This window comes from Pontiella agarivorans (genome assembly GCF_034531395.1).
GTDB lineage: Bacteria > Verrucomicrobiota > Kiritimatiellia > Kiritimatiellales > Pontiellaceae > Pontiella > Pontiella agarivorans.
Genome location: NZ_JARVCO010000002.1, coordinates 715,128 through 741,624, shown reverse-complemented (window position 1 = coordinate 741,624; position 26,497 = coordinate 715,128). Strand labels below are relative to the sequence as shown.

General features: G+C 49.1%; 14 protein-coding genes. 2 read left to right on the top strand and 12 right to left on the bottom strand.

Annotation, left to right across the window (positions count from 1 at the left end):
- Positions 1–44: 44 nt before the first annotated feature.
- From P9H32_RS02970 to P9H32_RS02925, 10 genes are all read right to left on the bottom strand, one after another.
- On the bottom strand, positions 45–3,863 hold the full coding sequence (locus P9H32_RS02970; protein ID WP_322607377.1) for a VPS10 domain-containing protein: 3,819 nt from the start codon (positions 3,861–3,863) through the stop codon (positions 45–47).
- A 142-nt stretch (positions 3,864–4,005) separates the two neighbouring features.
- Positions 4,006–5,442, bottom strand: a complete 1,437-nt coding sequence (locus P9H32_RS02965) for a sulfatase-like hydrolase/transferase (RefSeq protein ID WP_322607376.1) — start codon at positions 5,440–5,442, stop codon at positions 4,006–4,008.
- A 10-nt stretch (positions 5,443–5,452) separates the two neighbouring features.
- Positions 5,453–7,294 (bottom strand): sulfatase-like hydrolase/transferase, encoded by a 1,842-nt coding sequence (locus tag P9H32_RS02960; protein ID WP_322607375.1) that lies wholly within the window; start codon positions 7,292–7,294, stop codon positions 5,453–5,455.
- A 172-nt stretch (positions 7,295–7,466) separates the two neighbouring features.
- On the bottom strand, positions 7,467–9,326 hold the full coding sequence (locus P9H32_RS02955) for a glycoside hydrolase family 2 protein (RefSeq protein WP_322607374.1): 1,860 nt from the start codon (positions 9,324–9,326) through the stop codon (positions 7,467–7,469).
- Between the two features lie 272 nt (positions 9,327–9,598).
- A complete protein-coding gene (locus P9H32_RS02950; RefSeq protein WP_322607373.1) occupies positions 9,599–10,411 on the bottom strand; it encodes a 3-keto-disaccharide hydrolase in 813 nt (270 codons plus the stop codon).
- 272 nt (positions 10,412–10,683) lie between these two features.
- Entirely contained in the window at positions 10,684–12,120 is a 1,437-nt protein-coding gene (locus tag P9H32_RS02945) for a Gfo/Idh/MocA family oxidoreductase (RefSeq protein ID WP_322607372.1), read from the bottom strand.
- Positions 12,121–12,256: 136 nt separating this feature from the next.
- Positions 12,257–14,380 carry a hypothetical protein gene (locus P9H32_RS02940; RefSeq protein WP_322607371.1) on the bottom strand — a complete coding sequence of 708 codons (2,124 nt, stop codon included), beginning with the start codon at positions 14,378–14,380 and terminating at the stop codon, positions 12,257–12,259.
- A 39-nt stretch (positions 14,381–14,419) separates the two neighbouring features.
- Entirely contained in the window at positions 14,420–15,943 is a 1,524-nt protein-coding gene (locus tag P9H32_RS02935; protein ID WP_322607370.1) for a sulfatase family protein, read from the bottom strand.
- Between the two features lie 62 nt (positions 15,944–16,005).
- Positions 16,006–18,021 carry a glycoside hydrolase family 127 protein gene (locus P9H32_RS02930; protein ID WP_322607369.1) on the bottom strand — a complete coding sequence of 672 codons (2,016 nt, stop codon included), beginning with the start codon at positions 18,019–18,021 and terminating at the stop codon, positions 16,006–16,008.
- 103 nt (positions 18,022–18,124) lie between these two features.
- Positions 18,125–20,089 (bottom strand): hypothetical protein, encoded by a 1,965-nt coding sequence (locus tag P9H32_RS02925; protein ID WP_322607368.1) that lies wholly within the window; start codon positions 20,087–20,089, stop codon positions 18,125–18,127.
- Positions 20,090–20,285: 196 nt separating this feature from the next.
- On the opposite strand from P9H32_RS02925, the gene P9H32_RS02920 reads away from it, so the two are divergent.
- Positions 20,286–22,271 carry a sensor histidine kinase gene (locus P9H32_RS02920; RefSeq protein WP_322607367.1) on the top strand — a complete coding sequence of 662 codons (1,986 nt, stop codon included), beginning with the start codon at positions 20,286–20,288 and terminating at the stop codon, positions 22,269–22,271.
- On the top strand, positions 22,268–22,912 hold the full coding sequence (locus P9H32_RS02915; protein ID WP_322607366.1) for a response regulator transcription factor: 645 nt from the start codon (positions 22,268–22,270) through the stop codon (positions 22,910–22,912). The genes P9H32_RS02920 and P9H32_RS02915 overlap by 4 nt, the downstream gene beginning before the upstream one ends.
- 95 nt (positions 22,913–23,007) lie before the next feature.
- On the opposite strand, the gene P9H32_RS02910 is transcribed toward P9H32_RS02915, so the two are convergent.
- A complete protein-coding gene (locus tag P9H32_RS02910; RefSeq protein WP_322607365.1) occupies positions 23,008–24,513 on the bottom strand; it encodes a sulfatase family protein in 1,506 nt (501 codons plus the stop codon).
- Positions 24,514–24,536: 23 nt separating this feature from the next.
- Positions 24,537–26,354, bottom strand: a complete 1,818-nt coding sequence (locus P9H32_RS02905; RefSeq protein WP_322607364.1) for a sulfatase-like hydrolase/transferase — start codon at positions 26,352–26,354, stop codon at positions 24,537–24,539.
- Positions 26,355–26,497 lie beyond the last annotated feature (143 nt).

Below are 26,497 nucleotides of genomic sequence, written 5' to 3'. Positions count from 1 at the left end.
ACATCTATCCAATAGAATAGGTTCTATTTTCAAAAAACCTGAATTTATTCGGACCATTTAAGTTCAAGACGCAGAAAACGTGCGGCGTCGGCCGCGGAAACCGAGTTGGTAACCGCATCGAAATAATCGGTAAGATCGCCGACTCCTCCGACCGTATATCCCGAATTCGTCCAGCTTCCGGACATCAGGTTGGTTGTCGTTTGCAACGTATAGACCAGTCCGCGGACTTCGGCGTCTTTTCTTCGCCGGTAAACATATTCAAGGCCGGAAGATCCCGTTCCAAAGGTTGGAACGATCCCCGCAGGGACATCAGCTTCCGCTGGATTTCCGCCGAAAGCATATTCATGCAGATTATCCAGTCCGTCGAGGTCCGGGTCGTCGACTGTACCGTCCTGAATTCCAATGCCTGGATAGTCCCGCAACCAGGATGCAAAATAAGCCGATGCATTTGTGCTGACCGTCACATACAGGGTTTCACGCGAACTCATGCCTGCAGCGTCATCCGCCTGAATCTGGCAGAGATATCGGCCCACTGCACCGGCGGGCGGGAAAACATTGAGCGCACCGTCCGCCGCCACACTGACCCAGTCCGGACCAAGCGTTAATGAATAATCAATCGCATCCCCGTTCGGATCCGAAGCTTCCCCGTTCAGCGAATCGGAATACAATACCTCCGGGACCGCATTGGAATGAACGATCGGCGTCCGGACAAAAACCGGTGCCGCATTATTTGTGTCCACCAGATCACCGCGCAGCCAACCGCATCCCTGAGTTGAAACATAATAGCGGTCGCGAACCACCTGATCGATGGCGATATCATTCACGCGGTCCGACTGCGGATTGCCGGTATTGATTTTAATCCAGCTCAAACCTCCGTCTTTAGAAAGATAGGTTCCCGGATTCTGAATATCGGATGCTCCCTTGCTGTTCATCTGCACCAGAATCACATCGGGGTCATAAACGGCGGTTTTTGTCATCCGCGCCCAATGCGTTTTAAAAATCTGAGTCCAGGAGTCACCGCCATCAGCACTCATCCAGACCCCGCCTTCATCCACGTCATAATCGCTGTGTTTCCCGCAGGAAACATAGATTTTCCCGTCATTGGAAAAATGGATATCCGATACACTGTAAATCTGTTCCGGCAGTTTAGTATATTTTGACCACGATGCCGCATAATCGGTGGAAATATAAAGGCCTCCATTGTTTCCGTATACGCAGGCATAGAGATTCGAACTGTTATTCGGATCCAGCCGCAGACCAACCACATCCTCCGACGGCAGTCCGTTATTGGCCCATTCCCAGTTTAGACCGCCATCCGTACTTCGCCGCACGCCGGTCGTCAAACTGATCTGCGGGTCCCAGACATAACCATGCACCGCCGCATCATCCGGCACGCAGAAAAACATATAATCGGGATCATCCGGATGTATCGTCAGGCAGAGCTGATCGATGCTTGTATTTTCCGATTCTCCGGGAGGCCATTCCAAAGCAACACCGTGCTCCGCAAACGTCTTTCCGCCATCGGTGGATCTGAGCAGATCCCCGGCCGATGCCTGCCGAAACTGCAGCGTGTAAATAATATTGGTATCAGTTGGGTGAATCGCAACATCCGAACAGGAATATTCGGAACTGCCCATTTCCACACGCCGCGCGGCCTGATATCCGGAACGCACGGAATCTCCGCCCGGTTCCAAAACCCAGAAATCATTTTCACCACTGGGCAGAAAAACGGTGTTCGGGAAACGCGGATCCTGTTTAAGCCCGTGCCCCGGCAAATTGCTGTTCTCCGCCGCCACCCAGATTTCCGAACCCGGGGTCACTTCGATTTCATCGATTTCCTCCCAGGTATCCCCACCGTCCAGCGACACCACCAGCGTTTTTGCCCACTGAAACATCAGCATGGAGCCGTCGGCATTGAACTCAATGGCCGAACCGGCCTTGCGCTCATAGGAATCGCGCTGCTCCCACTTTTTCTGGCCGCGCAGGAACATATTGTGTGCGGTCGGAGTACCCCGCCCTTCCCAGTAACTTTTATGAATTCCCGCCCAGGCGGTTCCATTACGAAGCGTGGCATACCAATGTGCGCCGCCGTCATCCGTCCGCCAGACCATTCCGCCGCGAAACGTCGTTGAACCGCCATAGTGTTTATAATCGTTGAGAATAAAGATTTTCCCGGCATCGTTCGGATCAACCCGAACCATACTGAAATTGTTCATCAGATTGGTTGGATAAACAGTATAAACCGATTCCGCATCAGAAATGCCAAACCATTTTTCAAGCGCGCTGAAATACGATTTTTTAAGCTGATAGTCGGATTTCAGTACCGAAATATCCACTCCGAGATTTCCGTTGATATTCTGCCACGATTCTCCTTCGTCCAGACTCTGGAAAATCCCGCCGCCGGCATTGGTTACTGTATTTCCGGCATCCGCCCAGATCACCTGATCAACGGCATATAAGGTGACATCGCCGGAGGACGCATCATAATGCATATCAAATGAACGGATGATATCGTTATCGAGTCCTGTGCCGGTTTTCGCCGTCCAGCTCACACCGCCATCCGTGGTTTTATACAGGCCGTACGTGGTCGCCGCCCAGACCGTATCCGCATCTTCAGGATGAACAATAATCCGGACTATACAGGCATTCGGATTGATTCCCGCCGGAGTGATATCGCTCCAGTTTACGCCCTGATCCGATGTTTTCCATATTTTAGCCTCATGCCCGGATGCACTGCCGTAGCCGTGGGGCTGTGCCGCCGTGAAAAAATATTTATTCCGGTCATTGATATCGCCCGATCCAATATACCAGATCTGATCGTTCGACGGCGCAACGGCAATTGTGTTCAGCCGCTTACCGTCCCAAACCGGTTCGGTTGACGTCATACGGGTCCATGTTTTTCCCCGATCCGTCGTTTTATACAGTTTTGATTCCGCTTCGCGGGAACAGAAACCCAGATCCGGATGCTGCCGCGAAAAATCGGGGGAATTGATTTCACTCGGTCCCCGTTCATCAAACGCATGCCCTTTCCCATCATAATCAAGAATGCCCTCATACGTCGTACCACGGTCTTCGGAACGGAAGCCATTGCCCATATTCGGACCAAGAAAAACGACATCCGGATCGGTCGGATGCCAGTAAATGCGATAATTGTTCCCCGACATCCCCGGACCAAACTGGCGCCACACAATCGAAGGATCAGACTCCACCCGCTGCGTTCGCAGCATTTCAAACCAGGCATCGCTGGAAAGCGGCGTCTCAGCGCCTAGAACAAAACGGATATTGTCAATATACAGAAAATCATTGAGCACCGTTCCATCCTGATCAATTCCAATAAAGGGACGCGCCTCATCCACATCCGTGGCAATAAAATCAGAAATCAGTCCGGTATACACCACATGATACTGTCCTGCCGTATTGGTCGCAAACGTATCGTCGACAGCGCCGTTTCCCCCGGCACCGTTCAACTTGAAACGGGGCTGGATATCCCCCACAGGAATGCCGACTGCCGAGGGCAGATAGAGATCAAATGACAGGGTGTACGTATTGGTGTTTGATACCGGATCAAATTCAATCGGATTCAATGAAGGACGTATTGCGGCAAAAGCATTATCATCACAGGAAAGACGTAAAAAGTTTCCCGAAGCCAGCGAAAAAGCTACGGCCGCAACCGGATCCGTTGCCGCATTCACCACGGTACCGGAGGCCCCATTGGCGGTCTGAACGACGGATCCCGCAAGCGTCTGATTATTACCGGATACAGTGCCAACCGCTACCGCCTCAAAATCCTCTTCCCAAATCACAGCCGCCTGAATGGAAATACAGGCAGACAACACCAGTGCTGTGTTGATGTCCAGTCGCATAAATCACCCTCTTTTTTATATTCCCCTAATTTAGAAACAATCTAAATGGAAACGTTAACATCAGCAACCTATCCAATGGTCTATAAAAAAGGCGCACGGTCAAGCCGTACGCCTCATACATCTCCCGAAAAACAGTATATTGCTAGGGTTTAAAGGTGTCTTTCAGTTGCGGTTTATAGCCTTCCTTTTTAGACGCTTCGGGAACGGCCTGTTCATAAAATGCATCGCGTTTTTTATGATAATCTTTATAGCCCAGCAGTCGGCAGGCCACATTGCCTTCATCCCACTTTTCCCATGCAGCCCGCAACGCGGCAGCACGTTCAGGCTGTTTGTTCAGCAGGTCATTGGATTCAGAAACATCGCCGGGCAGATAAAAAAGCTGCGGCTTCTTACTATCGCGGTCCTTCAGATGCTTGGTTCCGTCGGACGCCAGCACCGACCAGTTGCTTCCTCCACGCCAGAACAGCGCCTCATGCGGAGCCCCTTTTTTCTGTCCTGTCACATACGGCAGCAGATTGACGCCTTCCATCGGTTTTCCCGTCATTGGATCGCCTCCCCCGATTTCAACCGCAGTCCGGCCGATGTCCAGCGAGATTACCGGATAGCGATAACGTTTTCCTTTGGGAAATTTAGCGGGCCAGTTCGCCATAAAAGGAACATGCACACCGCCGTCATACAAATTACCCTTTCCTCCGCGAAACGGCGCATTGGACGATCCGTTCCATCCCCCGGTTTTTCCATCTCTCGGCTGCGGTCCGCCATTATCGGCGGTGAAGACCACCAAGGTATTGTCCCGCACACCGTTTCTTTCCAATGCCTGGATAATTTCGCCGACGCCCTGATCCATGATATCCACCATGGCGCAATACGCACGGCGTTTGGAATCCTGGATGTGCGCATACCGCGCAATATCCTCCTTCGGGGCCTGCTGCGGTGCATGCGGGCAGTTAAACGACACAAACAGAAAGAAAGGATCCTCCTTGTTGTTTTCCACAAACTGAACCGCATCCCGACTGAGGGCGGTCGTCAGATAGCCTTCAAAACCAGCCGGCTGTTTATTGCGCACCAGCCCCTGCAGATAACCCTCTTTAACGGGAGCGGTCAGGTCGATCCGGAAATAATCATGTCCGCCTCCGAGAAAACCGTAAAAATAGTCAAAGCCCCGGTTCAGCGGATGAAAATCCTCAGCGGACCCCAGATGCCATTTTCCGATGACCCCGGTCGTATAGCCGGCATCCTGCAGACGACGTGCAAAAGTAATTTCATCCCGGTCCAGTCCCAGCGCCGTATTCGCCGGGTCATAGGCCGGATTGGTTTCAAAACCGAAGCGGTGCTGATACCGGCCGGTAATAAACGCCGCACGACTCGGCCCGCAGAACGGGTGGTTGGCATAGCCCTGTTCGAACACCACACCTTCCGCAGCCAGCCGATCAAGATTCGGAGTCCGGATATCTTCTGAACCCGTGAAACCTGTGTCCTCAAAGCCCATATCGTCGGCCATAATCACAACAATATTAGGTTTGTCCGCAGCATAAACCGCGGCTGAAACCAGCGCAAAAAGCAGTAACCGTTTTTTCATTATGTTCTCCTTAAATGGTTGGAATAAGCTCTGCCGGAATATCAAGTTTCCCGTCATGGGCCCCCTTGGCAAAGTCAGTAATCATATAATCATCGGGATGCTTCCAGTCGCATTCCACCCGGCCGTCACCCAGCGTAATACGTCCCAGTTTATTACGGAACCAGTCTGCCAGAGCGGCATACTCCGGATCATAAGCCACATTGTTCTGTTCCCCTGAATCTACACGCAGATCAAAAAGAACCATTTCCACTTTTTCGCGCGGCGCCTCCAGAGCCCATTTAATATTTACCCCCGGTTTATCCCCCCACTTTTCGAAAGCCTTTCCGTTCTTTTCGCGGTTACGCATGGAAAAAGCAAAATCGTCGCAACGCAGATAGCAGCGCGGACCGATCACATGATTCATTTCGCCGATGACATATTGACGGGTATTTTTGCCGGCCAGCACATCCTTCATTGAAACACCGTCAAGATGAGCGAATGCTTCTTCAGAAAGATCAGCTCCGCCGCCCTGCAGCAGCGTCGGCGCAATATCAACAAATTCCACCCAGTTGCGACAGACCTTCCCGGCCGGCCACCGTTGTTTATCGGAAGAAACGGCAATAACCGCACAGTGATTCGATTTATCATACGGTGCAAATTTTGATGTTCCGCCCTGCTCACCCAAATGCCATCCGTGGTCGCCGATCACATACAGAATCAGCCAGTCGCGCCCCTGTTTTCTGCTGTACGCTTTGAACGCTTCCACAGACTGCCCAACGAGGTGATCGCCCATGGCACAAAAAGCATAATAGTCACGAATCGACTGCCTTTTATCCGCTTCGGTCATATCCGCAAAGTTGGTCTTTTCAAACCAGAGCTGCATCTGCGGCGGCAGTTTTTCGAGCTCCTCTTTACTGAAGTCCGGAACCCGGTACGGAATTTCTTTTTCTTTTGCCATGAAAAGGTCACGAAACTCTTTCGACGGCAAGGTCGGGGTATGAGGAAAATGGAATCCGAGGTGAACAAATAACGGTTTATCCGGATTCGGTCCTTCCATAGCCGTATCATAAGGCGTGTTGTATTTCTTTCCGGCATGCTGAAGAAAATCAATCATCGAACCTGCAATGTGTCCATCCATCGTATTTTCAGCGGAGGACGGACTCTGCCCGCCGATAATCAGACCGGCATTATTCCGTTTGTAGGCATAGAGAATATCCAGCTCTTCTTCGGCTTGTTTCCTGACCCGGGCATTTTCAGCATCCATTTCACCGTCAACGGGAATATAATAATCAAGCACCCGGTTCTTGAAACGCCACCGAACCCCCGATCCGGCTTTTTTACCCTCCGCCCATTTGCTGTACTTGCTCCAGTCCGAAAGGCCGCTATCGGTGATCTGGCGCATACTGACTTCATGCTGATAAAAATCGATTTTATCATATTTCCGCGGACTGTTTTTAAAAACATAAAACCCCGTTTTGCCGAAGGAGGCCGTCGTATAACCAAGGTCCGCCATCATTTCAGGAAGAAACGGTTTGCTGAATGCGGTATCGCGATGCGATGTCTCAAACCCATAGTGACCGCTGTGGTGCGGATACATGCCGTAATGCATCGATGTGCGACTCGGTGCACAACCCGGCGAATTACAATAGGCCCGCGTAAAAAGAACACCCTCTTCCGCCAGTTTATCCGCCTCCGGCGACATCACAAAACCCAGAGGGTTGTAATTTTTACCGGTCGTTGCCCGGTTATAGGCCTGAACCGAATCCGCCCGATGATCATCCGTAATGATCCACAGAATATTCGGCTGTTCATTTGCCGCCGCAGAACCGGCAAGTGCCAGCATCCACAACATCAGTTTCCACGTGTTTTTCATATCGCTCCTGTATAGGTTTACCTGTAAGCAAGGAACGAATAAACTGATGGATCTCAGCCTGAAAAAATACCTGTCTAATGGGCTATATTATGAACAGGTTCACCAACCTTTACGACACCCACCCTGACGACCGGAATAAACCCGCGCTTCTTATAAGAACCGGACTCCCATTCTATTCATTTAAAATTGCATTCAGTTTTCTGAGTTCCTCAGCAGGAATTTTCAATACCTTACGATCATAGGTCAGGAGACCGTTGATCTCTATCTCAACATCCGTAGTTTGAGTATAGACTCCCGCCGAAATACCTTTTCGTTTCAGATCACTTAAAAGCTCTATGGATTTACGATACCGTTCTTTAAATTCCTCAATGGTTTTCGGCAGTCCGCCATATCCCAAGTTTTTCTTCTGCTCTTTCCAGAGATGCCCCTTAACAGGCCAGCCATGTCCTCCAAACTCACCAATGACTTTTACATAATTTTTATAACGGGAATCATCCAGCGGAAATCGCGGATGCGGATAGGCATGTTCATCAGCTATATCACCGATCGGGAAAAAGTTTCCACCGCTGGCAATATTAATCGTACGGGTAGGGTCATACTGGCTGATCCATCGTCCGACTTCCATAGTACAGTGCTGCCCCCAACGTTCGTTGAATGGAACCCAAACCACAATTGAAGGATGGTTATAAAGATGATCAACCATTCCTTTCAGTTCAATCATCCACTGTTTATGCGCCCAGTCCGGCCAGACTTTTTCCGGCTCAACATCGCTCGGCTTATCATGAAGACGGATCCACTCCGGCCACTCACTTCTTGCCAACGCTGCTTTTTTCTCATCTTCCGTTGCATCTTTGGGTGCTCCGGCTCTCTGGCCGCCGGAAACATGATCCTGCCAAACGAGAAATCCCATTTTGTCACACTGATAATAAAATCGACGGGGCTCTACCTTGATATGCTTCCGAATCATGTTAAAGCCGGCCTCCTTAAGGTACTTCATATCAAACAGCATAGCTTCTTCTGAAGGAGGCGTTAGCAGTCCATCCGGCCACCATCCCTGATCAAGCGGTCCCCAATGAAAGATATCATTCCCGTTCAGAGTTAATCTCCAATTCCCGTTTTCATCGATGCGTTTGCCCACTTCACGGATGCCGGCATATGATTTCACACAATCCATAACCTCCCCGTTTGAGGAGAGAAGCTCAATCTTAAGATCGTAAAGTACCGGGGATTCCGGGGACCAGAATTGCGGATTCTGAATATTCAGAATCTCGCCGCCTTCAGCCACTTTTTTTCCATTAAGAGAGGCCGATGTGCGAATCGATCCCTTCCCTATAATTGAGGGTTTAATAAAAATATTTCCGGAAAGCTCAGTATCGATCTTAAGCGATTCAATATAATTTTCCGGCACGTTTTCCAACCATACGGTCTGCCAGATTCCTGAAACCCGCGTATAGGTTATTCCCCCATTCTGAAGCACCTGTTTACCGCGCAGCTGATACTTTCCACGTTGATTTGTAGCATCAACAACCTTTAGAACAATCTCGTTTTCCCCAGGCTTTACGTGACTGCTGATATCAAAGCTGAACGGAAGGTTTCCTCCGACATGCATTCCCACCCGCGTGCCGTTAACCCATATTTCACTTTTATAATCAACGGCTTCAAAATGAAGTAATAGCCGGGAATTTTTATTTTCGCGATAATCAAACACCCGCCGGTACCACAAGGCTTCATCAACCCCAAGCTTTCGACCCACTCCGGACAATGGGGCCTCCAGCGCGAAAGGAACCAAAATCTCCTTCTCTCCAAAAACCGGCTGAACGTGATCTATACCAACCACCTCGTATTGCCACATTCCATTTAGGTTCACCCAGTTTTCTCGCTCAAGTTGCGGGCGGGGATATTCGTTCCAGACATTGGATGCATCAACCTTTTTCCCCCACACGGTTAACATTGAATTCTTCACGGGTTCCCATTCCGCCGCAACGGCTCCCGCATACACCAGCGTACTCATTAGCAGTTGTTGTACTTTCATAAAATTTCCATTGATTATGGTTAAATAACAGGAACGCTTCCCCTGTTTATTCCGGCACATAACGTTCTTTTTATTTTAAAATAACATCAGACATTTTCCTCCGAAAATCCGAACAGAGAATCTGTAATTTTAACAACCCTGATTATCGGACACCTCAAGAACGACGTCGGCATACCCCGGATCATCACTAGCAATCACCACGACGTCCGGCCTTTCAACAACACCGGCCGTACCAGCCGCCAACTCTGACCGCCCCGTCAAAGCCCGCTTGATTATTTCAGCTCTTTAATCCGGATATTTCGATACTGCACCGATTCGCCCTGCGCCCAGCGACCGCCCTGATGAATCTGAAAAGCAATGGATCCTTTACCCCCGGTAATCTGTTGAATCTTCTTCCTGTTCCAGGCGGATTTGGCATCCCAATTCATATTTACTGCATCTTTTAAACCGCGTGCTTTATAGGTTGCCCCATCCATTTCCATAATTTTCACGCCATTGATCCAGGTCACAATCCGGGGCTCAGGGCCAACACAACGAATTTTCATCCGATTCCAGTCCCCATGCTTCCAGAGAGCATTCCAGCCCTTGGCATCGATTGAATACAAAAGGTTATCTTTATCAACCGCATCATAGATATCTTCCCCAATAACCTTGCCATCATGCATATTCAAAACAACGGGCCGTGAAAAATAACCACCGGTTCCTTCCCCGAAAGGAAAGCCGACAACACCGTCTTTCAGATAGTCATTCAAAATCTGAATGCCCTGCCCTTTTTCGTTACAGCGAATCATGATGCCCGAATCGCAACCCCAAGCATTTTTAAATTCAAACAGCAGTTCAAAATCATCGTACTTTCCATCCGACAGCACCAATCCGCCCTTCTTACTTTCCGACTGAAAGCAGTGGATGGCACCATCCTTTGCAAAAAAGTTTTCATCCGTTGCATAATATTTATCTTCCGGAGCAACATCTAAAATATGCCATCCATTCATGGTCTTCCCATCAAAGATCGGAATAAAAGAACATTCCGCCATGACCCCGAAGGAAAATGTTGCTGCCGCCATTAACACGATACCTGTTTTCATATTCGTTCCCGTCCTTATCCGTTCATTTTTCGTATTGTTCAGACTGCTTTACAATACCGGAACATCAACCGGCGCGCCCTTTCCCTCTCCTCAACACCCTGTTCTATAATTCGTTATCCTTTTCCACGGCAGGAGTATAATCAGGAAGTATCCATCAGGAGGAGAAGTGTACACTGCTGACCGGGCATGGCGGTATACTGGCGCGCTCTCAGTTCACGATGCGCATGATAAAAGATACGCGCCGGCCTTCTCAGCCCGGTAGGAGGTCATGCTTAAGCCATCTTATAAAACTCTTCCCATCCAGCACGAGCCGGGGGATTAAGCAACAGGTTGGCCTCATCATTTCCGATAAACTGTTTTTTAACAGGATCAAATTCCAGCTCGGTATTCATATATTGCCCGATCGTTCCCAGCGCAAGAACCTGCGACAATTTACCCGAAATACTGAAGGGAGAATTTGTCTGCCCCTCGCCCTTACAAGCCCGAACAAAGGAAGAAAAATGTTTCCCGGAACCCTTATCCGCTTTGCTGCCTTCTTTTAACTCATCATAATATCTGATGTGCTGATCTCTTGGAATCAGACGAGGAATATCTGCATGATTTCCCCGCAGAATGGCCAGGTCACCTTCATCGCTGTACAACAGGGTCCCTCCCCCATTCAAGCGCGGCCGCAGCGGTTTTCCATTCTGATCTTTTTCCCAGAATTGTTTCGGCACTTCCGGCCAGCAGTTCGGTCCGTCGTGCCAGGTCATATCAATCGCCGGGCGATTTTTCCCACGCGCGGGAAAATGCATGGAAAGGTAGGATTCCAGCGGATAAAATACTTTATTATGGTCTTCCATATGGATTGCTTTGATTTCGGTAGGCAGTCCCATATCGAGTTTATCATGGGGAAAATCGACAATATGTGCTCCCCAGTCCCCAAGCATGCCCATACCGTATTCATAGAATCCCCGCCAATTAAATGGATGATACAAATCATTATACGGCAGTTTTCTGCGCGGACCGCACCACAGATCGTAGGTATTCAGCGATGCCGGAACCGTACCCTTAACCAGAGGCAGAGAAATACGTTCATTCTTTTTCATAAACCAGAGCCCCGGCGTCTTCCAGGCGGCCATCCGAGTGATTCCGTCGCACAGTCCCATATCCACCATTTTGCCGAACAGGTTGATTCCATTACCCGTATGACCCTGATTACCCATCTGCGTCACCACACCGTATTTTTTTTCGGCACGCATGAGGATTTCAGATTCCTCAAATGTACGCGTCAACGGTTTTTCAACATATACATGTTTACCCATCGACATCGCCAGAATGGCCGCCGGATAATGGGAGTGATCCGGAATCGCAACACTCACCGCGTCAATATCCTTATCCATGGTTTCGATCATCACACGGAAATCATTAAATCGCGGAACGTCGGGATAGGCCTTCACCACCGATTTAACAGCACGCGGAAGTTCAAAATCCAAATCACAGAATGCAACCGGCCGGGCCCCACTACCAGCAAGGCTCCGAATAACATTACTGCCGCGCCCGCCCACACCGACACATCCCAGATTGATCCGCTCACTTGGCGGCAACTTATCGCCCTCTTTCCGGGCTGCGGTCAGGTAGGACGGAAGAACTGTAACACCCGCTCCGATAGCTGAACGTTTTAAATAACTTCTTCTGGATTGAGTGCCCCTGCCGTCCGTGTTCTTCATAATCGCTCCTTAGAATATATAATGACTATAGTTTATAGTTTAAGACAGTACGGACGGCGGGAAGTCATGTCTTGTAAAAAACGGTCGTCTTGGTGTAGTTTAAGTGCACCTGAGGCCGTGAAAAGCATGCCCTTTTTTATGGTCCATATAACTGCTCACCCACTGCGCGACTGGCTTCGATCAGCTCCGAATAAGGCGTATCGCATACATCTGTGAAACCGATCTGATAATTTTCAAAATCCCACACCCGGCCCGTTGTAGGCGAGTTGACGTATTGAAACCAATGACAACCAATCACGTTGGGATGTTTGACGCAGTCCAAAACATACTGAGAAAACGCGTCAGCCCGTTCCATCTGATCCGCAACAGGAACCAGACCGCCGTCAAACATACCACGGTCCAGCGCACCGAAATGGAACTCGCCAATCAGAATCGGTTTATTGCCGGCGAGAGCAAGACGGGAAGCCTTATCAGAAAGATATCGCGCATAAATATTAAAACTCACCACGTCGGCGTATTCAATATTGGCCTGCATGACGACATCATTAATCGCCGCATGAGATCCATGACGACAGCCCAGATAAAGATGATTCGGCGCAAACTCCTCCAAAACATCATGCACAGTTTTGAAATAGGTGCGGACAAATTTTGTGTAGAAGGCTTCCAGATCCGCACGCGCCGCGTCCAGATCAGGCGCTTCGGTATAATCGAGAAGCTCATTCCATGAGGCATGCTCAGACTTCCAGACCGAATTCAATGCTTCAATGTCCCCATATTTTTTTTGAAGATCCGCAATAAAAACCTGTTTCGATTTCTGATCCGCCGGCGAACAAAGGGAGGCCAGCGCAAGAGAAACCGTGTCGCCGAAACTGAGTTCGTTATCCACAAAATAACCGATGCACATCGGATCATCTATGGTTTCGGCAATTGGATACCTCGACAGCTGCTTTTCCAGCTTCATCACAAAATCCTCATCAAAAACATCGCAGAATTTACCCCAGTGACCCTGCGATGCCTCCACCCGTTTTGACTGCGGACGAAGATAAGCCACATAAGGCAGCTTACCTTTCAGGTAGACATCCGGTGCGCTCCAGTTTCCCAGCGTATTGATTCCCCATGCCGGCAGTCTTCTGCAGGCGGTTTCAGCAAATTCCTCCTCATAATTTTCTCCATACTTCCTTCTGACATTGAACTTATGAAAACGAAAAGCCCGAACATCACGATTATACCAATGTGAACGTTTAAGCCCCGGTTTATAGCCGAACCAGAATTCAGCGGTTTTTGGAGAATCCGAAGGAACACGTTCGAACCAATGCTCGCGATCATCAAGAATCGTACCCGGAGGAAAACTTACGCCATCAATGCCGAGGGAGAAAAAAAGATTTCCTGCGGGATCTACAAAATGCCATTTTCCTTCATATTTTTCCGTACGAAACCAGCCCGTTGCGTCAAGCCGCGGACCGTCTTTCCAGCCTCCGAAACGGTTCCAGGATGCAGGACGTCCGGCTTTATTCAAAAAAAGATCTTCTTTAATTCGCGCCTGCTTCAACTGCTTTAGTGAATGCGTTTTTCCCGGCCAGTCCGCATGCTTAAACTGACCGAACTCATCGATCAACGGAAACATTTTCTTGGGAATAACCGCTTTTTTGACCCCGCGGTTTCCGTCGGGCCGCTTATCCTCAAGCTGAATTTTTCCTATTTCAAAACTCCGCGATACACCATCCTGAATAAGATAAAAAGTAAAGGATCGCAAGTGCTCCAGGTACAGAGCATGCCGGTTGGAAAACGGCTTACCCTGCATCCCGAAAAACTCATCAGGATTCACGCCGGGATAGTCAATATGCGGAAACAAAGGATACCGTAGCCGCTTCGTTTCCCCGGCCGCCAGCGCAATGGATTTGCTCGCGGATCTCTGATTCTTCTCCCCATTATCCGCACGGCTCTCACTGTCGATACGCCAGTAGACCGTTAACGGGACATCGCCCTGATTAGTGATCTGCGCGGTCGCGGTTTTATAGGCAGAGGCATCCAGCCCTCCTCCCAGCGACAACGTCATCCCCGGCCATTTACTGACGGAACCGGTATCTACCCGCACAGCCGTTCCGACGTTGTTTGTCACCAGGGAAAAGGAAGCGCCCTTGGCTTCCGCATTTTTAATACTGTCGACTTCTGAAAAATCAAATAACAGTTGTTCATCCGCTGAAACCTGCAGGCTTCCGAAGATCAATACAGCAAAAAAAAGCATTCCACATGTTTTCATTCTACAGTCCCTTTTCCCGGCCGGGCCGTTTAATCGTATTTATCTAAACTGATTATATTCCGGATTCACATCTGCATGTTTGAACACCGGTTTATCTTTCCAGAGTTCATAGGTTCCCTGCAGACTGACGGCCGGTTCCGGTTCCAGCCCTTTATCGCCATGCTGTTGCTGCCAATCCTCCAATACAGACCGATGCTTCTTCAATATATCCGCATATGCCGGCAAAACCGCCAGATTGTTCGTTTGGTGAGGATCCGAGGCGAGTTCATACAACTCTTCCTCCGGTCTTCTTCCGAACCAGTGTTCTTCCTGATAGGCAGTCAGTCCGCCTTCTTCATGGAGACGGTGCATATCTTTTACCACCGGCTGCTTATCACGGTATTGCGGCTGAGACATCGTGCGTTCCGGATGATAGTTCCGGATATAACGGAACTTTTCAGAACGAACCGTTCGGATAGTATCAATCGTAAAGTCGCAACGATCCCGTGCTCCCAGAATATATTCCGCCGGTTCGTAGGCATTGCCGAACAGATTCTGACCATCATAATAATCAGGTACATTCAGGCCTCCCAAGGCAATAGTCGTGGCCGATACATCCAGCAATGAAACCAGTTCAGTGCGTACGGTTCCCGCTTTTAACCAGGGATGATTCCCTGCAATCATCAGCGGCACATGCATCCCGCCCTCGTAGCAGAACTGTTTATGACGCAAAGAGGTATTGCTGCCATGATCGGAAAAGAAAAAGACAATCGTATTGTCCAGTTCACCATCTGCCTTCAACTGATCCAGAATCTGCTGCACGCGCACATCCGCCCCGCGGTTGGCATTGTAATGGGTTGTCCAGGCTTTGCGATGCGCCGGTGTATCCGGAAAATAGGGAGGCAGCTCCACATCATAGTCATCAAGCATTTCACCTTCGCGCACATACCGGTTATCCCAGACTTTTCCGCCGTTGATCTGCATCTGACCGAACCAAGGTTGACTTTTATCCGGCCGGTCCGACCAGTTTGCAACCGTGAAGGAAATATAATCAACCGCACGGTTTCCCTGCCAGCCATTCATTCCCGCCTTATAATCTTCCATGGTTCCTACGCTGTACAATGCACGACGGTCATAATGAAAATTATAATCGTCTTTGCCTGAATTAAAGGTGAAGTATCCAGCTTCCCGCATTAACTCCGGCAGCGTTTTCATCCCTTCCGGAAGATAGATACGCACCGGTTCCGGAACAACTTCCCCCTCGTTTGCCCTGCTCGACCGGTGATTGTGTGTTCCGGTCGTGGTTTGCATGACTCCTGTAATCAACGCCGAACGACTGGCGGAGCAAACCGGTGCTGTGGCAAAGGCTCTGGTGAACAGCACGCCGGAATCAGCCAGCCGATCAATACTCGGTGTGTGCCCTGTATTAACGGGATCGTTGTAACATCCCATAAAAGGAGAAAGGTCCTCCGAAATAATCCAAAGTATATTGGGCTGTTTTACCGGCTGTTTCCCGCCGGCTAAGACCCCCGTTGCGCTAATTGTTAAAGATAATAACAAACCGATTTTCAGTACGTTCTTCATTTTTAGTTTCCCGTTATTCTTGATTACAGACCGTTTCGATTTCTCGTTTTCACCGGATTGGATCAGTCCTCCCAGATTACCGGAAGAAACACGCTCATTTCGGCGTCACCGCGGTTGCTCCAGGCATAATAAGGAATCAACTGCGTCTTAATTTTCTGCCACTCAGGTTTCTGCACGGTGTGATACAGCCCGTTGCCATGATCCTTACGAATTTTCAGTTCTCCATTGATGGTGGTCAACCCGCCCAGCATATCGGCTTTATATTCCGTATTATACGTTCCATTGTACGGCAGATAAACATCCAGCATGGAAGTCCCTTCGGGCAAATCCGGCGATTCAACACAATAGATGACCGGTCCGCGTTTGACGGCGAGTTGGTTGCGCACCTCTTCGATTCGCGGATGCCCTTCGACAAACCGGACGTCCATCGGCATGTCTATGCGGATAACATCTCCGGTTTTCCATGCGCGTTCAATCGTTGCATAGCTGCCGGCCGAAACATCAACCGCCTTTCCATTGATCTTGACCGTCGTCCCAACGGCCCATCCCGGAATACGCAACAGGATGCTGAATGCTTTTTCTTTGCACTGCTGAATAGTGATATTGACGGTACCCTCCCATGGATAGGCAGTTTCTTGTTTGAGTTTAATCGTGGATCCGTCGAGCAATGCCGTATTCAGTTCATTTCCACCATAGAGATTTACCGCTATGCCATTTTCCGTTTTGCAATAGGCCCAGGCGGATGATTTAGCAATCGTTCGCACCAGATTGGGCGGACAACAGAAACATTTCAGATAGGGCTGTCGCTGCGGAAATTCAGTAACCATCTTCTTATAATTAATGGCTCCTTTAATTTTACGGAGCGGGTTGGAATAATAATAGTGTGTGCCATCAGCGCTGATGCCTGAAATACCGCTGTTATACATCACCAGCTCCATGATATCGGCATATTTCGCTTCCCCGTGAATCCCGAGCATGCGGTAACTGAACATCGCATTGCAGATGTTGGCACAGGTTTCATTATAAGCCGTTAGATTCGGCATCATATATTCATCAATGAAACCTTCCTCGATCTTATCCTTTCGCGATGAACGGCCATAATGGGCCTGACCCACCGCTCCGGTAACATACATCTTTTTCTGCGTCACATTGTTCCACAGCCGATCCAATGCATCAATGAGCGCCTGCTCACCGGTTTCCGAATAAACATCGGCAGCGCCCGCATAAAAATAAAGAGCCAGCACCGCGTGCCCGACGGCTTCCGTTTCCTTTCGCAACGGAACACGCTCCTGCACCATATCGCCAATGGGATAACCCTTCGTTGTTGGAATATCCTCCATCTTATATTTACCCCGGCGATTGATAAATATTTCCGCCAGTTCAAGGTAACGCTCATCACCGACCGTGCGGTAGAGCTCCACCAATCCCATAATCTGCGTCTGGTTAAATCCGAAACGAACCACCTCCGGCCGCTCCGGTTTAAAGATTCTATACAGCATATCCGCATGCTTTATCGCAATATCCAGCAGATTCCGCTGACCGGTTACTCGGTAGTGAATGCAGGCGGTCGTGAAAAGATGCCCGCTGTTGTACATTTCGTGATAACGACGGTTTTCATATTTATCGATATCATCCCGAATAATAGCCGGTGTAGACAGATATCCATCAGCCTGCTGAGCCTTGCCGATCACCGCAATAATTTCATCCAACTCCTCGAGAATCTTTTGATCCCGGTTGATGCCATAAATATAAACAGACGCTTCCATCCATTTAAAAAAGTCACCATCATGCCACCACCAGCCTTTGTGATCGCCCTCCATCAGGCCGGCAGCGATTTTAAAATTGTTGTAGCCATGGCCAATATCGCCTTTAAGAATTTCACCCATGTGCGGGACCATGACCGTTTCACACAGGCGCCATTTATCCCCCCAGAAACCATCCGTCCATCGGCAATCCCCGATATCGATACTTTTAAAAGCCACATATGGACTGTCGGCATTATTGAGTATGCCTTTTTGCTGTGCCTGCGTAGCAAATACGAGTGTAAAAACACTGATGATCAACGTCTGTTTTTTCATAAATTTCCTCGTTAAACATATTGTAAAGGCATCCATGCGGATGCCTTATTCGGGGCTTGCCGGCATACGCAAGCCCGTTTTATTCCAGTGACTGGAAATAATCCTATTCCACTTCAACCTTCAGGAATTTCCGCTCTGCCGCTGTACCATTCAGGTTGGTATAAGCATACATCAATCCATCGGTCTCAGCGACCCTAACCGTTTCGTTGGTTTCCCAGGAATCGATGATCAGATTATCGGTAGACAGAACGTGTGCAACAACCGTGTCATCCCCCACCAGGGAGAAAATATATGCTCCTGATTCAACATTGAACACCGGCGATATTCCCTGGTCTCCCGAACCATTTGGCGGTACGGGATCGCCGCCGAATACATATTCACCATAATTGTTCAGCCCATCGCCATCATCATCTTCGGTCGCCGTTCCCGTCACCCCTTTTTCATCGGCCCACAAAGCATAGCTCCAGTCAATAACAGGAACGTAGGTTCCGTTAACAATCCGACTATAGAGATTATCCAGTTCATAACCGGCGATACCATCAAATCCATCCCGGGATGCCAGCCCAAGGTAAAGATCAGCGGCTTCATATACAATGGCATTAGTCAGATCTTCCGAAAAAGTCCATGACAGCTGGTTCACCGGATTGGAAACGGTGAGACTGCACGCCCAGACATTAACGTTCGTTGTTTTTTCCGCTACATACCTGAGGTGCAACGTGTCACTTTCCGAATCCCCCGCCACATCGGTAATATTTGTAATACCGAGGTCATTCAGGTTGATAACCCCGGCATGTGCTTCTGCATTAACCGGATTCAGGCGGATCTTCATCCCCCCATCCGGCCAGGCTCCCCCGACACCGGTCCAGTTATCCTGTTCCAGACGGAAGCCGAGCTGATAGGCGCCAATGGCTGGATCCAGACCTTCCGCTCCCTGACCGAAACACTGTTCGGAACTGGGTGTCCCCCAATTTCCGGTATAATTATTCGTGGTTAAAATGACATCCACGAACTTCTGATCGGTCACACTGTTTTCTGCGAACATTCGATAATCCATACTGAACTCATACATATCGGATATATCCATTTCCGGAATCGAATTGGTGAACAGCATACCCCGACGAACCTGATCTCGGTCTCCGGCCCATGCCGCATTGTTCGTTGAAAAACCGGGGCGATGTTCGAGATACCGATCTGACGGATCCGCAACACCGTTACCATTGGTGGTAATATGGCCATAAACCCAAGCGCGTAAAGGGGCGGTATGATACTGATTCCATATCGGCCCCAGCATATCCTGAAAGTCGATATCAAAAATAATGTCATAGTTGATATAGGACTGATCCATTGAAAAAGACTTGATCACACGGTTTGACGTACCATTTATTTCCGAGCTGATCCCTGAAGAGATGCCGGCATAGAGTACTGCGGAATCGTATAGATTCGAAGTCGAAGTCATCGATCCGCTCAACGCATAAAGGATTGAATTCGAGGTGATGTTTTCCAATGTAATTGAATACATCCACTCATTCTGAACTCGTCCCTTGGTCAGCGAAAAACCGAAGCCGATTTCATCACTGTCAGGATCCGCTGAACCGTTAACTCCAAACAGGTTCTCCGGGAAAAAATTCCACCCATTATTGCTTCCATCATCACTTTTCAGATTAAGTACATATTGCGGAAAGTTTGCTCTGCGTTCGAGGCTCAACCGGCACGGTGTTCCTCCACTTTTTGAATCATTAATAATTACGTTGAAAATCGAATTATCCCCGTTCGTTTCAACCTGTGTCCAGGAAACGACATTGGAAACAAAAAAACAGTTATTCGATTCTGCATCGAACGACTCCGTCGGAAAAGCTGCAACCCATTGTTGAGCGGGATCATTATCAATCATGATCGAGCCGCTGTCATTTGTATTCACTGAATACGCTTCTCCGCTCCATCCAGCCTGACCGGAAAGAACCCCGTTGGTAAACCCTTCAACTTGAGCAAACTCATAGGTAATCGCTTCCGCTGATACAGAAAACGCCAGCGCAATCCCCCACGCGGCTGTTATTAGCTGCCTCTTCATTATAACGGTCTCCTTTTATTAATTGATATTCCGCATGCGGCTTACCACACGCGCTGATCCTGTGTATCGTCCTGTAAAGTTCTCACGGACCACTTAAAGGCACAAGACGGCCAAACGTCCGTCTTGCTGACCGAAACCGATCTCCTTAAAAAACATTGTTCTTTAATGGGATGCCCTCCAAGGGCAGAATAAACGCATGATTAGTTCACCATCCAGACGGTCCGGTCTCATACTCATCCTGCTGTCGGGAATTCTTATTCCCCAGAGTGGAACAGCTTTTATCAATTCGGCCGTCTCTGCGACTGAACACAAAATTGCCGATATTCAAAATCGGCTTGAACATCTTCCCATAACCAGCCACAGCGCATCACCATGGACCATTGGTTATCACTATCTGGATTTCGGAAAAGCCGAGCTTCCGGTGGTGATTGAGTTAACTTTCGCCGAAACTAAACCGGTTGATCTAATCGCGCTGATACCGGTTACCTATATCAATGAACAGGGACATCATAAACCGGCGGGATTTTCTAAACGATTTACCCTGGAGCTTCTACACGCTGACGGCACATCTGAACGGGTTGCCGATCACAGAAAATCGGCTTATCACCTTGAAGGAATTGAACCCCAGCTTTTCTATCCACAGGAAACCAACCGGTGTACAGGACTGCGCTACACGGCCTATGAACTTTCCATAAACAACCGGCTCAGGCAGCTCTCCAGAATGATTGCGTTAAATGAAATACTGGTTTTTTCCGGCCAACAGAACATCGCATTGAATGCAACCGTCAATGCCCCCGACATCTTCCGGTTCGGAAAGTCCTGGGCCCCGGAATGCCTTACCGACGGATTTATGTTCTTCTCCCATTTGGACCAGCATGAATTTCAAGCAGAATCTTTTTTCCATGCCTATGCTGAAGAGCTTGTGCTTACCGTTGACCTCAAAACAGAAAAAACAATCGATGAATTCCGCATCTGGCCGATTCGTTTCAGTATCTTCATTCAACCCCCCACGGTTGACGGAACCAGTTTTCCACGAAACATCCGTCTTGAAAAACTGATTTCTCCCGATGATTCGGCCCCCGAAATCATCTACCAAAGCGGCCCCGAATTACCCCGTCCGGGCTCCACGCCTTTTGAAAAACGAATCGGCCCCGTCACCGGCCGATACTTCAGAATATCCCTATCCGAGCCCCTTCCGGATTTCAGATTATCGGATGTCACACGCATCTCATTAGCCGAAATCGAACTCTGCTCTCAAGGCGAAGTCATTACCCGTGGATTACCATTAAGCGTTGAAGTGAAAAATCCAAGTCCGAGTGAGCAGGCAAGAAATTATATAGCCGACCCCGTATATCTTACCGATGGTGACAGCAATGACGGTCATATTCTTCCGCTCCGGGACTGGGTAGAGCTGTTCAGGCAACGTATGATTCTGCAGCGCAAACTCGCAGCACTGGAATCGCAGCTCGATTTTGCACGCGGTCAGGACAAACGCCGGATTCAGTATCTGGCGATTGCCACATTATTTCTGATTATTTTTCTCGTCTTAATGATCTGGCTGGTGCGCTTAATTGCGCAGAAACGCTGGATGAAAATAAGAGATCAGATTGCTGAAGATCTGCACGATGAAGTCGGTGCCAACCTCAGCAGCATTGCTCAATCCACAGAATTAATTACCGAATCTCTTCCGGACGCTCCGCCCCGGATCAAAGAACTGCTCGGAGACACACTGAACACCGCACGTATCACGGCCGCCGAAACGCGCCAGTTTGTCCGCCTTCTGGAAAATCGAGAAACCGCAGCGGACCTTACGGAGCATATTAAAAATACGGCACTCAGAATCCTCGGCGAAAGGACCTGTCTATTTGATATCGACGAAACATGTTTTCTCAACCAACTGCCTCCCTCCGCAAAGTGGGACCTGATGTTTTTCATAAAAGAAACTCTGAACAACATCATCAAACACTCAGGAGCCACCCAGGTTGAAATCATATTGAAAAGTGCGGGCCCCTGTCCCCGCCTCACTATATCAGATAACGGCTGCGGCATTTCCGCCGCACCCGTTTCTCTGCACCATCTCGAAAACCGGGCCAAAAGACTGCATGCAGAACTTGATGTTCAAACCGGAAAAAACATAGGAACCACGGTTTCACTAACACTAACCCGATGGAAGATGACGTGAACGAACCCGTACAGATAACAATTATTGAAGATAATCAGGCCTATGCAAAATCCCTTCAACAGGTGATTGACTGCACACCCGGTATGAAATTCAGGCATCTGTTCAATAGCGCGGAATTATTTGCGGAATACCTGACCAGGAAGGAAATAGAGACAACCGATCTCATTCTGCTGGACCTCCATCTTCCCGGAAAAAACGGACTTACCCTCGTTCCTTCCATACAGAATGCCCTGCCGGATACAAAAATACTGATTCTGACCCAGAATGATGACTATCTCACAACGCTGGAAGCCATCCGTCTGGGCGTTCATGGATATATTCTAAAAAGCTCAGCCATTTCCGACATTCGCAGTGCCATTTATGATGTACACGATGGCGGATACATTATTGACCAGCGGCTATCCGGACTGCTGCTTCACACCTTAACCGCTGAAGATGACAGTGAAAACAGAATGCTAAGCGAACGCGAAAGCCAGGCATTAAAGCTGATGGCCATGGGCTATGTCAAAAAAGAGGTCGCTGAGCAGATGGGCGTGAGCTATCGGACCGTCGCACAATATACCGAAAGAATTTACAGTAAACTGCAGGTTCCCAATATCGCCGCGGCAATCGCCACAGCCATTCGAAAAGGTCTGATCTGATTCCGGCTCCGGCGCGTGACTCTGGAGAAAAGATCTTTTTCCTGCGGGAGTCAGCCGGAGCCCCATTTTCTTCCGGGGGTTCGTGCGTATAATTCTCAATTACGGCCCGGAGCGGTCGGCATACCGGACTCGATAATCTTCATATATTCCCTGAACATTTTTTCAGCAGTCAATCTGTACTCCGGATTGTTCACCAGATCATTTTTTTCCTGAGGATCATCCCTTAGGTTATAGAGCGACTTAATCTCATATTTTGTCCGCTTGAAATTACTTTGAATGATCAGCTTCCACGGCATCTTTCGATACATCAGCTCCTGATTGGCTCCCGCCTGATTCACAAAATATTCCCGGGACATGTAAACTCCGTCTCCGGTCAGCAGCGGCAGAATATTATTGGAATCCTGTGCCTGCCCTTTGGGGATTTCAGTACCGACCAATGCCGCAAAGGTGGCCACAAAATCCTGATTCGATACCAGTTCGTCGGATACCCCCGCCTTTACTTTACCCGGCCACATCACGAACGTGGGAACCCGGTGTCCACCTTCAAACGGTGAATTTTTTGAGCCGTTCCATTCTCCGCCCGGCTGATAACCGATCGCTTTAGTCGCCGTCCCGTCTTTCAGCCCGCCGTTATCCGATGAAAAAACAATGAGCGTATTCTCAAATTCACCGACAGCTTTAAGCGCATCCACAATACGCTTCACCTGCAGGTCAAGGTCGGTCAACACATCCAGATGCGGCGATACATTGCTTCCTTTCACTTTCTGTCCGTCAAATTCGTCGGTCGGCACATGCGGCAGATGAACCATGGGCGAGCAGTAATATAAAAAGAAAGGCTCGTCTTTTTCCGCACCGGTTTTAATGAATTCCACTGCTTTGGCGGAAAGCTTTTTACCCAGTTCACGCGCATCCCACTTCGAATCACCGGGCCCCGGACCTTTGTCCGTTACATCTTTCGGATTAATGGCATTTTCCTTATTAAAAAACACCAGCTCCGATCCCTCGGCCCACGGATACCACTTTTCATTTTCATACAGCAGATACATCGGCCCCTGAATGCCGCAGGGCGTAATAAAGTCATATTCAAATCCACAGTATCGCGGTCCGCTTCCGGCCCACTGCGAAACATCCACCTTGTCCAGAATATCGCCCGATTTCGCCCCCCGGTAAATGGTTTGGGTCCCCGGCACATAAAAATCGCCGCCCAGATGCCACTTTCCGATCATCCCGGTATAATATCCGGCATCGCGCATTACGGAACCCAGCGTGACTTCACCCGGCTTGAACCCGGTCGGCGCAAATGTGCTCCAGATCCCGCCCGGCGAATAACAGCGGTAATTGTTATTCCCGCTCATCACCGCATACCGCGTCGGCGCACACAGCGCCGTTGCGGAATGCCCATCGGTAAACCAGAGTCCCTGTTCAGCCAGCGCATCGATATTCGGCGTTTCCGTAAACGGTTTGGTTTGGGTGATATGTTTTGCATAAAAACTTATATCCCCCAACCCGAGATCATCGGCCAGAATAAAGACGACGTTCGGTTTATCCGCCGCAAAAACCGATGCAACGGTGAGCGATAAAATCAGAGCAGTTTTTTTCATGGATCGTTTCCTGGGGGTGGATTTTAAAGGTTCAGTTTTCTATCATCGGCATCCGGAGCGAAATTGCTGCGGAAAATTTCAGTGCCGTCGCCGTTCGAATTCCAATTCACTTCAACGCGATTATCGCCAATAACAATGTTAAGCAGTTTTTCTTTCATTTTCATGGCAATGCCCTGGTATTCGGGATTAAACGCCAGATTGTTCAATTCATCGGGGTCGCGGTTCAGGTCATACAGCACCGGCTCCAGCTCTTTATACGAAGCCTTCATTGCCCATTTCATATCCTTTCCGCCCATTCTATTTTTCGGGCGGGATTTAATGGAAAACATATACTGTTTCGTACGCATCGTCGCACGCGGACCCGTTACTGCATGGCTTTCGCCGATGATGTAATCTCGCTCCACCTTTCCGGCCGTTACCTGCGCGAGATCAAAGCCGTCAAGATAGTCATATTCCTTCTTCACCAGATCAGCACCGCCGGCCGCCATGCAGGTCGGAGCAATATCGACAAATTCGGTCAGGTCGGTAACCACTTTTCCGGCCGGAAATTTTTGTTTATCCGAAGAGACCACAATGATGGGATCGAGCGCATCGGTTTTCCATGGAGCAAATTTATAAATCGAACCATGTTCATTCAGGCGCCAGCCATGGTCGCCGCAGACATAGATAATCATCCAGGGCTGTTTCTGTTTTTTTGAATATTTCACAAAAGCCTCAACGGCCTGACCGATCAGATGATCGCCGTAGGCGCAGAACGCATAGTAATCCTGAACCATCTGCTGTTTATCTTCATCGGAATAGTGATCGGACGCCGCCTTTTTGATCAATCCCTGCAGCTGCGGCGGCAGTTTGCCGAACTCATCTTTGTCTACTTCCGGAATCGTGTATGTCTTTTTTGCAAAACGGTCACGAAACGATTTAGGCGGCAGCACCGGGGTATGCGGAAAATCATACCCGATATTGGCAAACAACGGCTTGTCGGGATCAACCCCGGTGTAGGTCTGCGAACCGATCTCCAGCTTTTCATTCGGATTTTTCAGAAACTTAATCAGTTCCGTCGTGTAACGGCCATCGCGGCTATCGCCGGCCGGTACCGGACAAACGCCGCCGATGATTTCGCCGTAGCCGTGCTGCTGCTGATCCGGCGAACTGTATTTACGCAGAATGTCATACTTTTCATCGATCATGCGGCTGTGATTTTCAAGCCCCGGAATTTTATTCAGTGCATAACCGGTATAGTCCCAGGAACCTTCCGGCGTGCGCAACCAGTCGCAGTGGAGCGGCTCCTCCAGTTTTATGCCGTTCACTTCCGTTACAATGCCTTTACTCCAGTCGGTAAAGCCTTCATCAAACATTTTATGGAAACTGATATCCTGTTCATAGACCTGATACGTACCGAAACGCCCGTTCGGATAGGTGGAACGAATCCGGAATCCCAGTTTACCTACATGAAAAGTCTGATAGCCCAGTTCAGCCATCTGTTCGGGTAACGACGGTTTCCAATGCTCTACATTGTTATTAAACCATTCAAATTCATAGATTCCGGAACGGAAAGGATAACGCCCGGTGTGCATCGATGCCCGCGACGGAGCACATCCCTGCGCATGGCAGTAGGTATTAATGAAGGTCGTACCCATTTCGGCCAGTTTATCGGTATTGGGCGATTCGACATAACCGAGCGCACTCTTTTCCTCTCCGGTGATCATTTTATTAAACGCCCGGATCGAGTCGTACCGATGATCATCGGTAAGCACCCAGAGAATATTCGGCTGACGTGCTGCAACGGCGGACAACGATGACAGCACGACCATTGTGAGAACTGCAGTTTTTACGATCTTCATGATTTCCTCATTATGTTACTGCGTCTAACCGGCCACTTCTGCATTTCCGATCAGCCGGCAAAATTCCAGATACTACCTGTTTCGGTCGGAACCGCTATGGTTCTAAAAGCCCACTTGTGACCGGTTATAACGCACTGGAACCT

Coding starts and splice junctions, on each gene's coding strand:
- P9H32_RS02905 (WP_322607364.1), bottom strand. CDS start 26,354: ATGAAGATCGTAAAAACTGCAGTTCTCACAATGGTCGTGCTGTCATCG.
- P9H32_RS02950 (WP_322607373.1), bottom strand. CDS start 10,411: ATGAAAACAGGTATCGTGTTAATGGCGGCAGCAACATTTTCCTTCGGG.
- P9H32_RS02910 (WP_322607365.1), bottom strand. CDS start 24,513: ATGAAAAAAACTGCTCTGATTTTATCGCTCACCGTTGCATCGGTTTTT.
- P9H32_RS02965 (WP_322607376.1), bottom strand. CDS start 5,442: ATGAAAAAACGGTTACTGCTTTTTGCGCTGGTTTCAGCCGCGGTTTAT.
- P9H32_RS02960 (WP_322607375.1), bottom strand. CDS start 7,294: ATGAAAAACACGTGGAAACTGATGTTGTGGATGCTGGCACTTGCCGGT.
- P9H32_RS02935 (WP_322607370.1), bottom strand. CDS start 15,943: ATGAAGAACGTACTGAAAATCGGTTTGTTATTATCTTTAACAATTAGC.
- P9H32_RS02925 (WP_322607368.1), bottom strand. CDS start 20,089: ATGAAGAGGCAGCTAATAACAGCCGCGTGGGGGATTGCGCTGGCGTTT.
- P9H32_RS02945 (WP_322607372.1), bottom strand. CDS start 12,120: ATGAAGAACACGGACGGCAGGGGCACTCAATCCAGAAGAAGTTATTTA.
- P9H32_RS02970 (WP_322607377.1), bottom strand. CDS start 3,863: ATGCGACTGGACATCAACACAGCACTGGTGTTGTCTGCCTGTATTTCC.
- P9H32_RS02930 (WP_322607369.1), bottom strand. CDS start 18,021: ATGAAAAAACAGACGTTGATCATCAGTGTTTTTACACTCGTATTTGCT.
- P9H32_RS02940 (WP_322607371.1), bottom strand. CDS start 14,380: ATGAAAACATGTGGAATGCTTTTTTTTGCTGTATTGATCTTCGGAAGC.
- P9H32_RS02955 (WP_322607374.1), bottom strand. CDS start 9,326: ATGAAAGTACAACAACTGCTAATGAGTACGCTGGTGTATGCGGGAGCC.
- P9H32_RS02920 (WP_322607367.1), top strand. CDS start 20,286: ATGATTAGTTCACCATCCAGACGGTCCGGTCTCATACTCATCCTGCTG.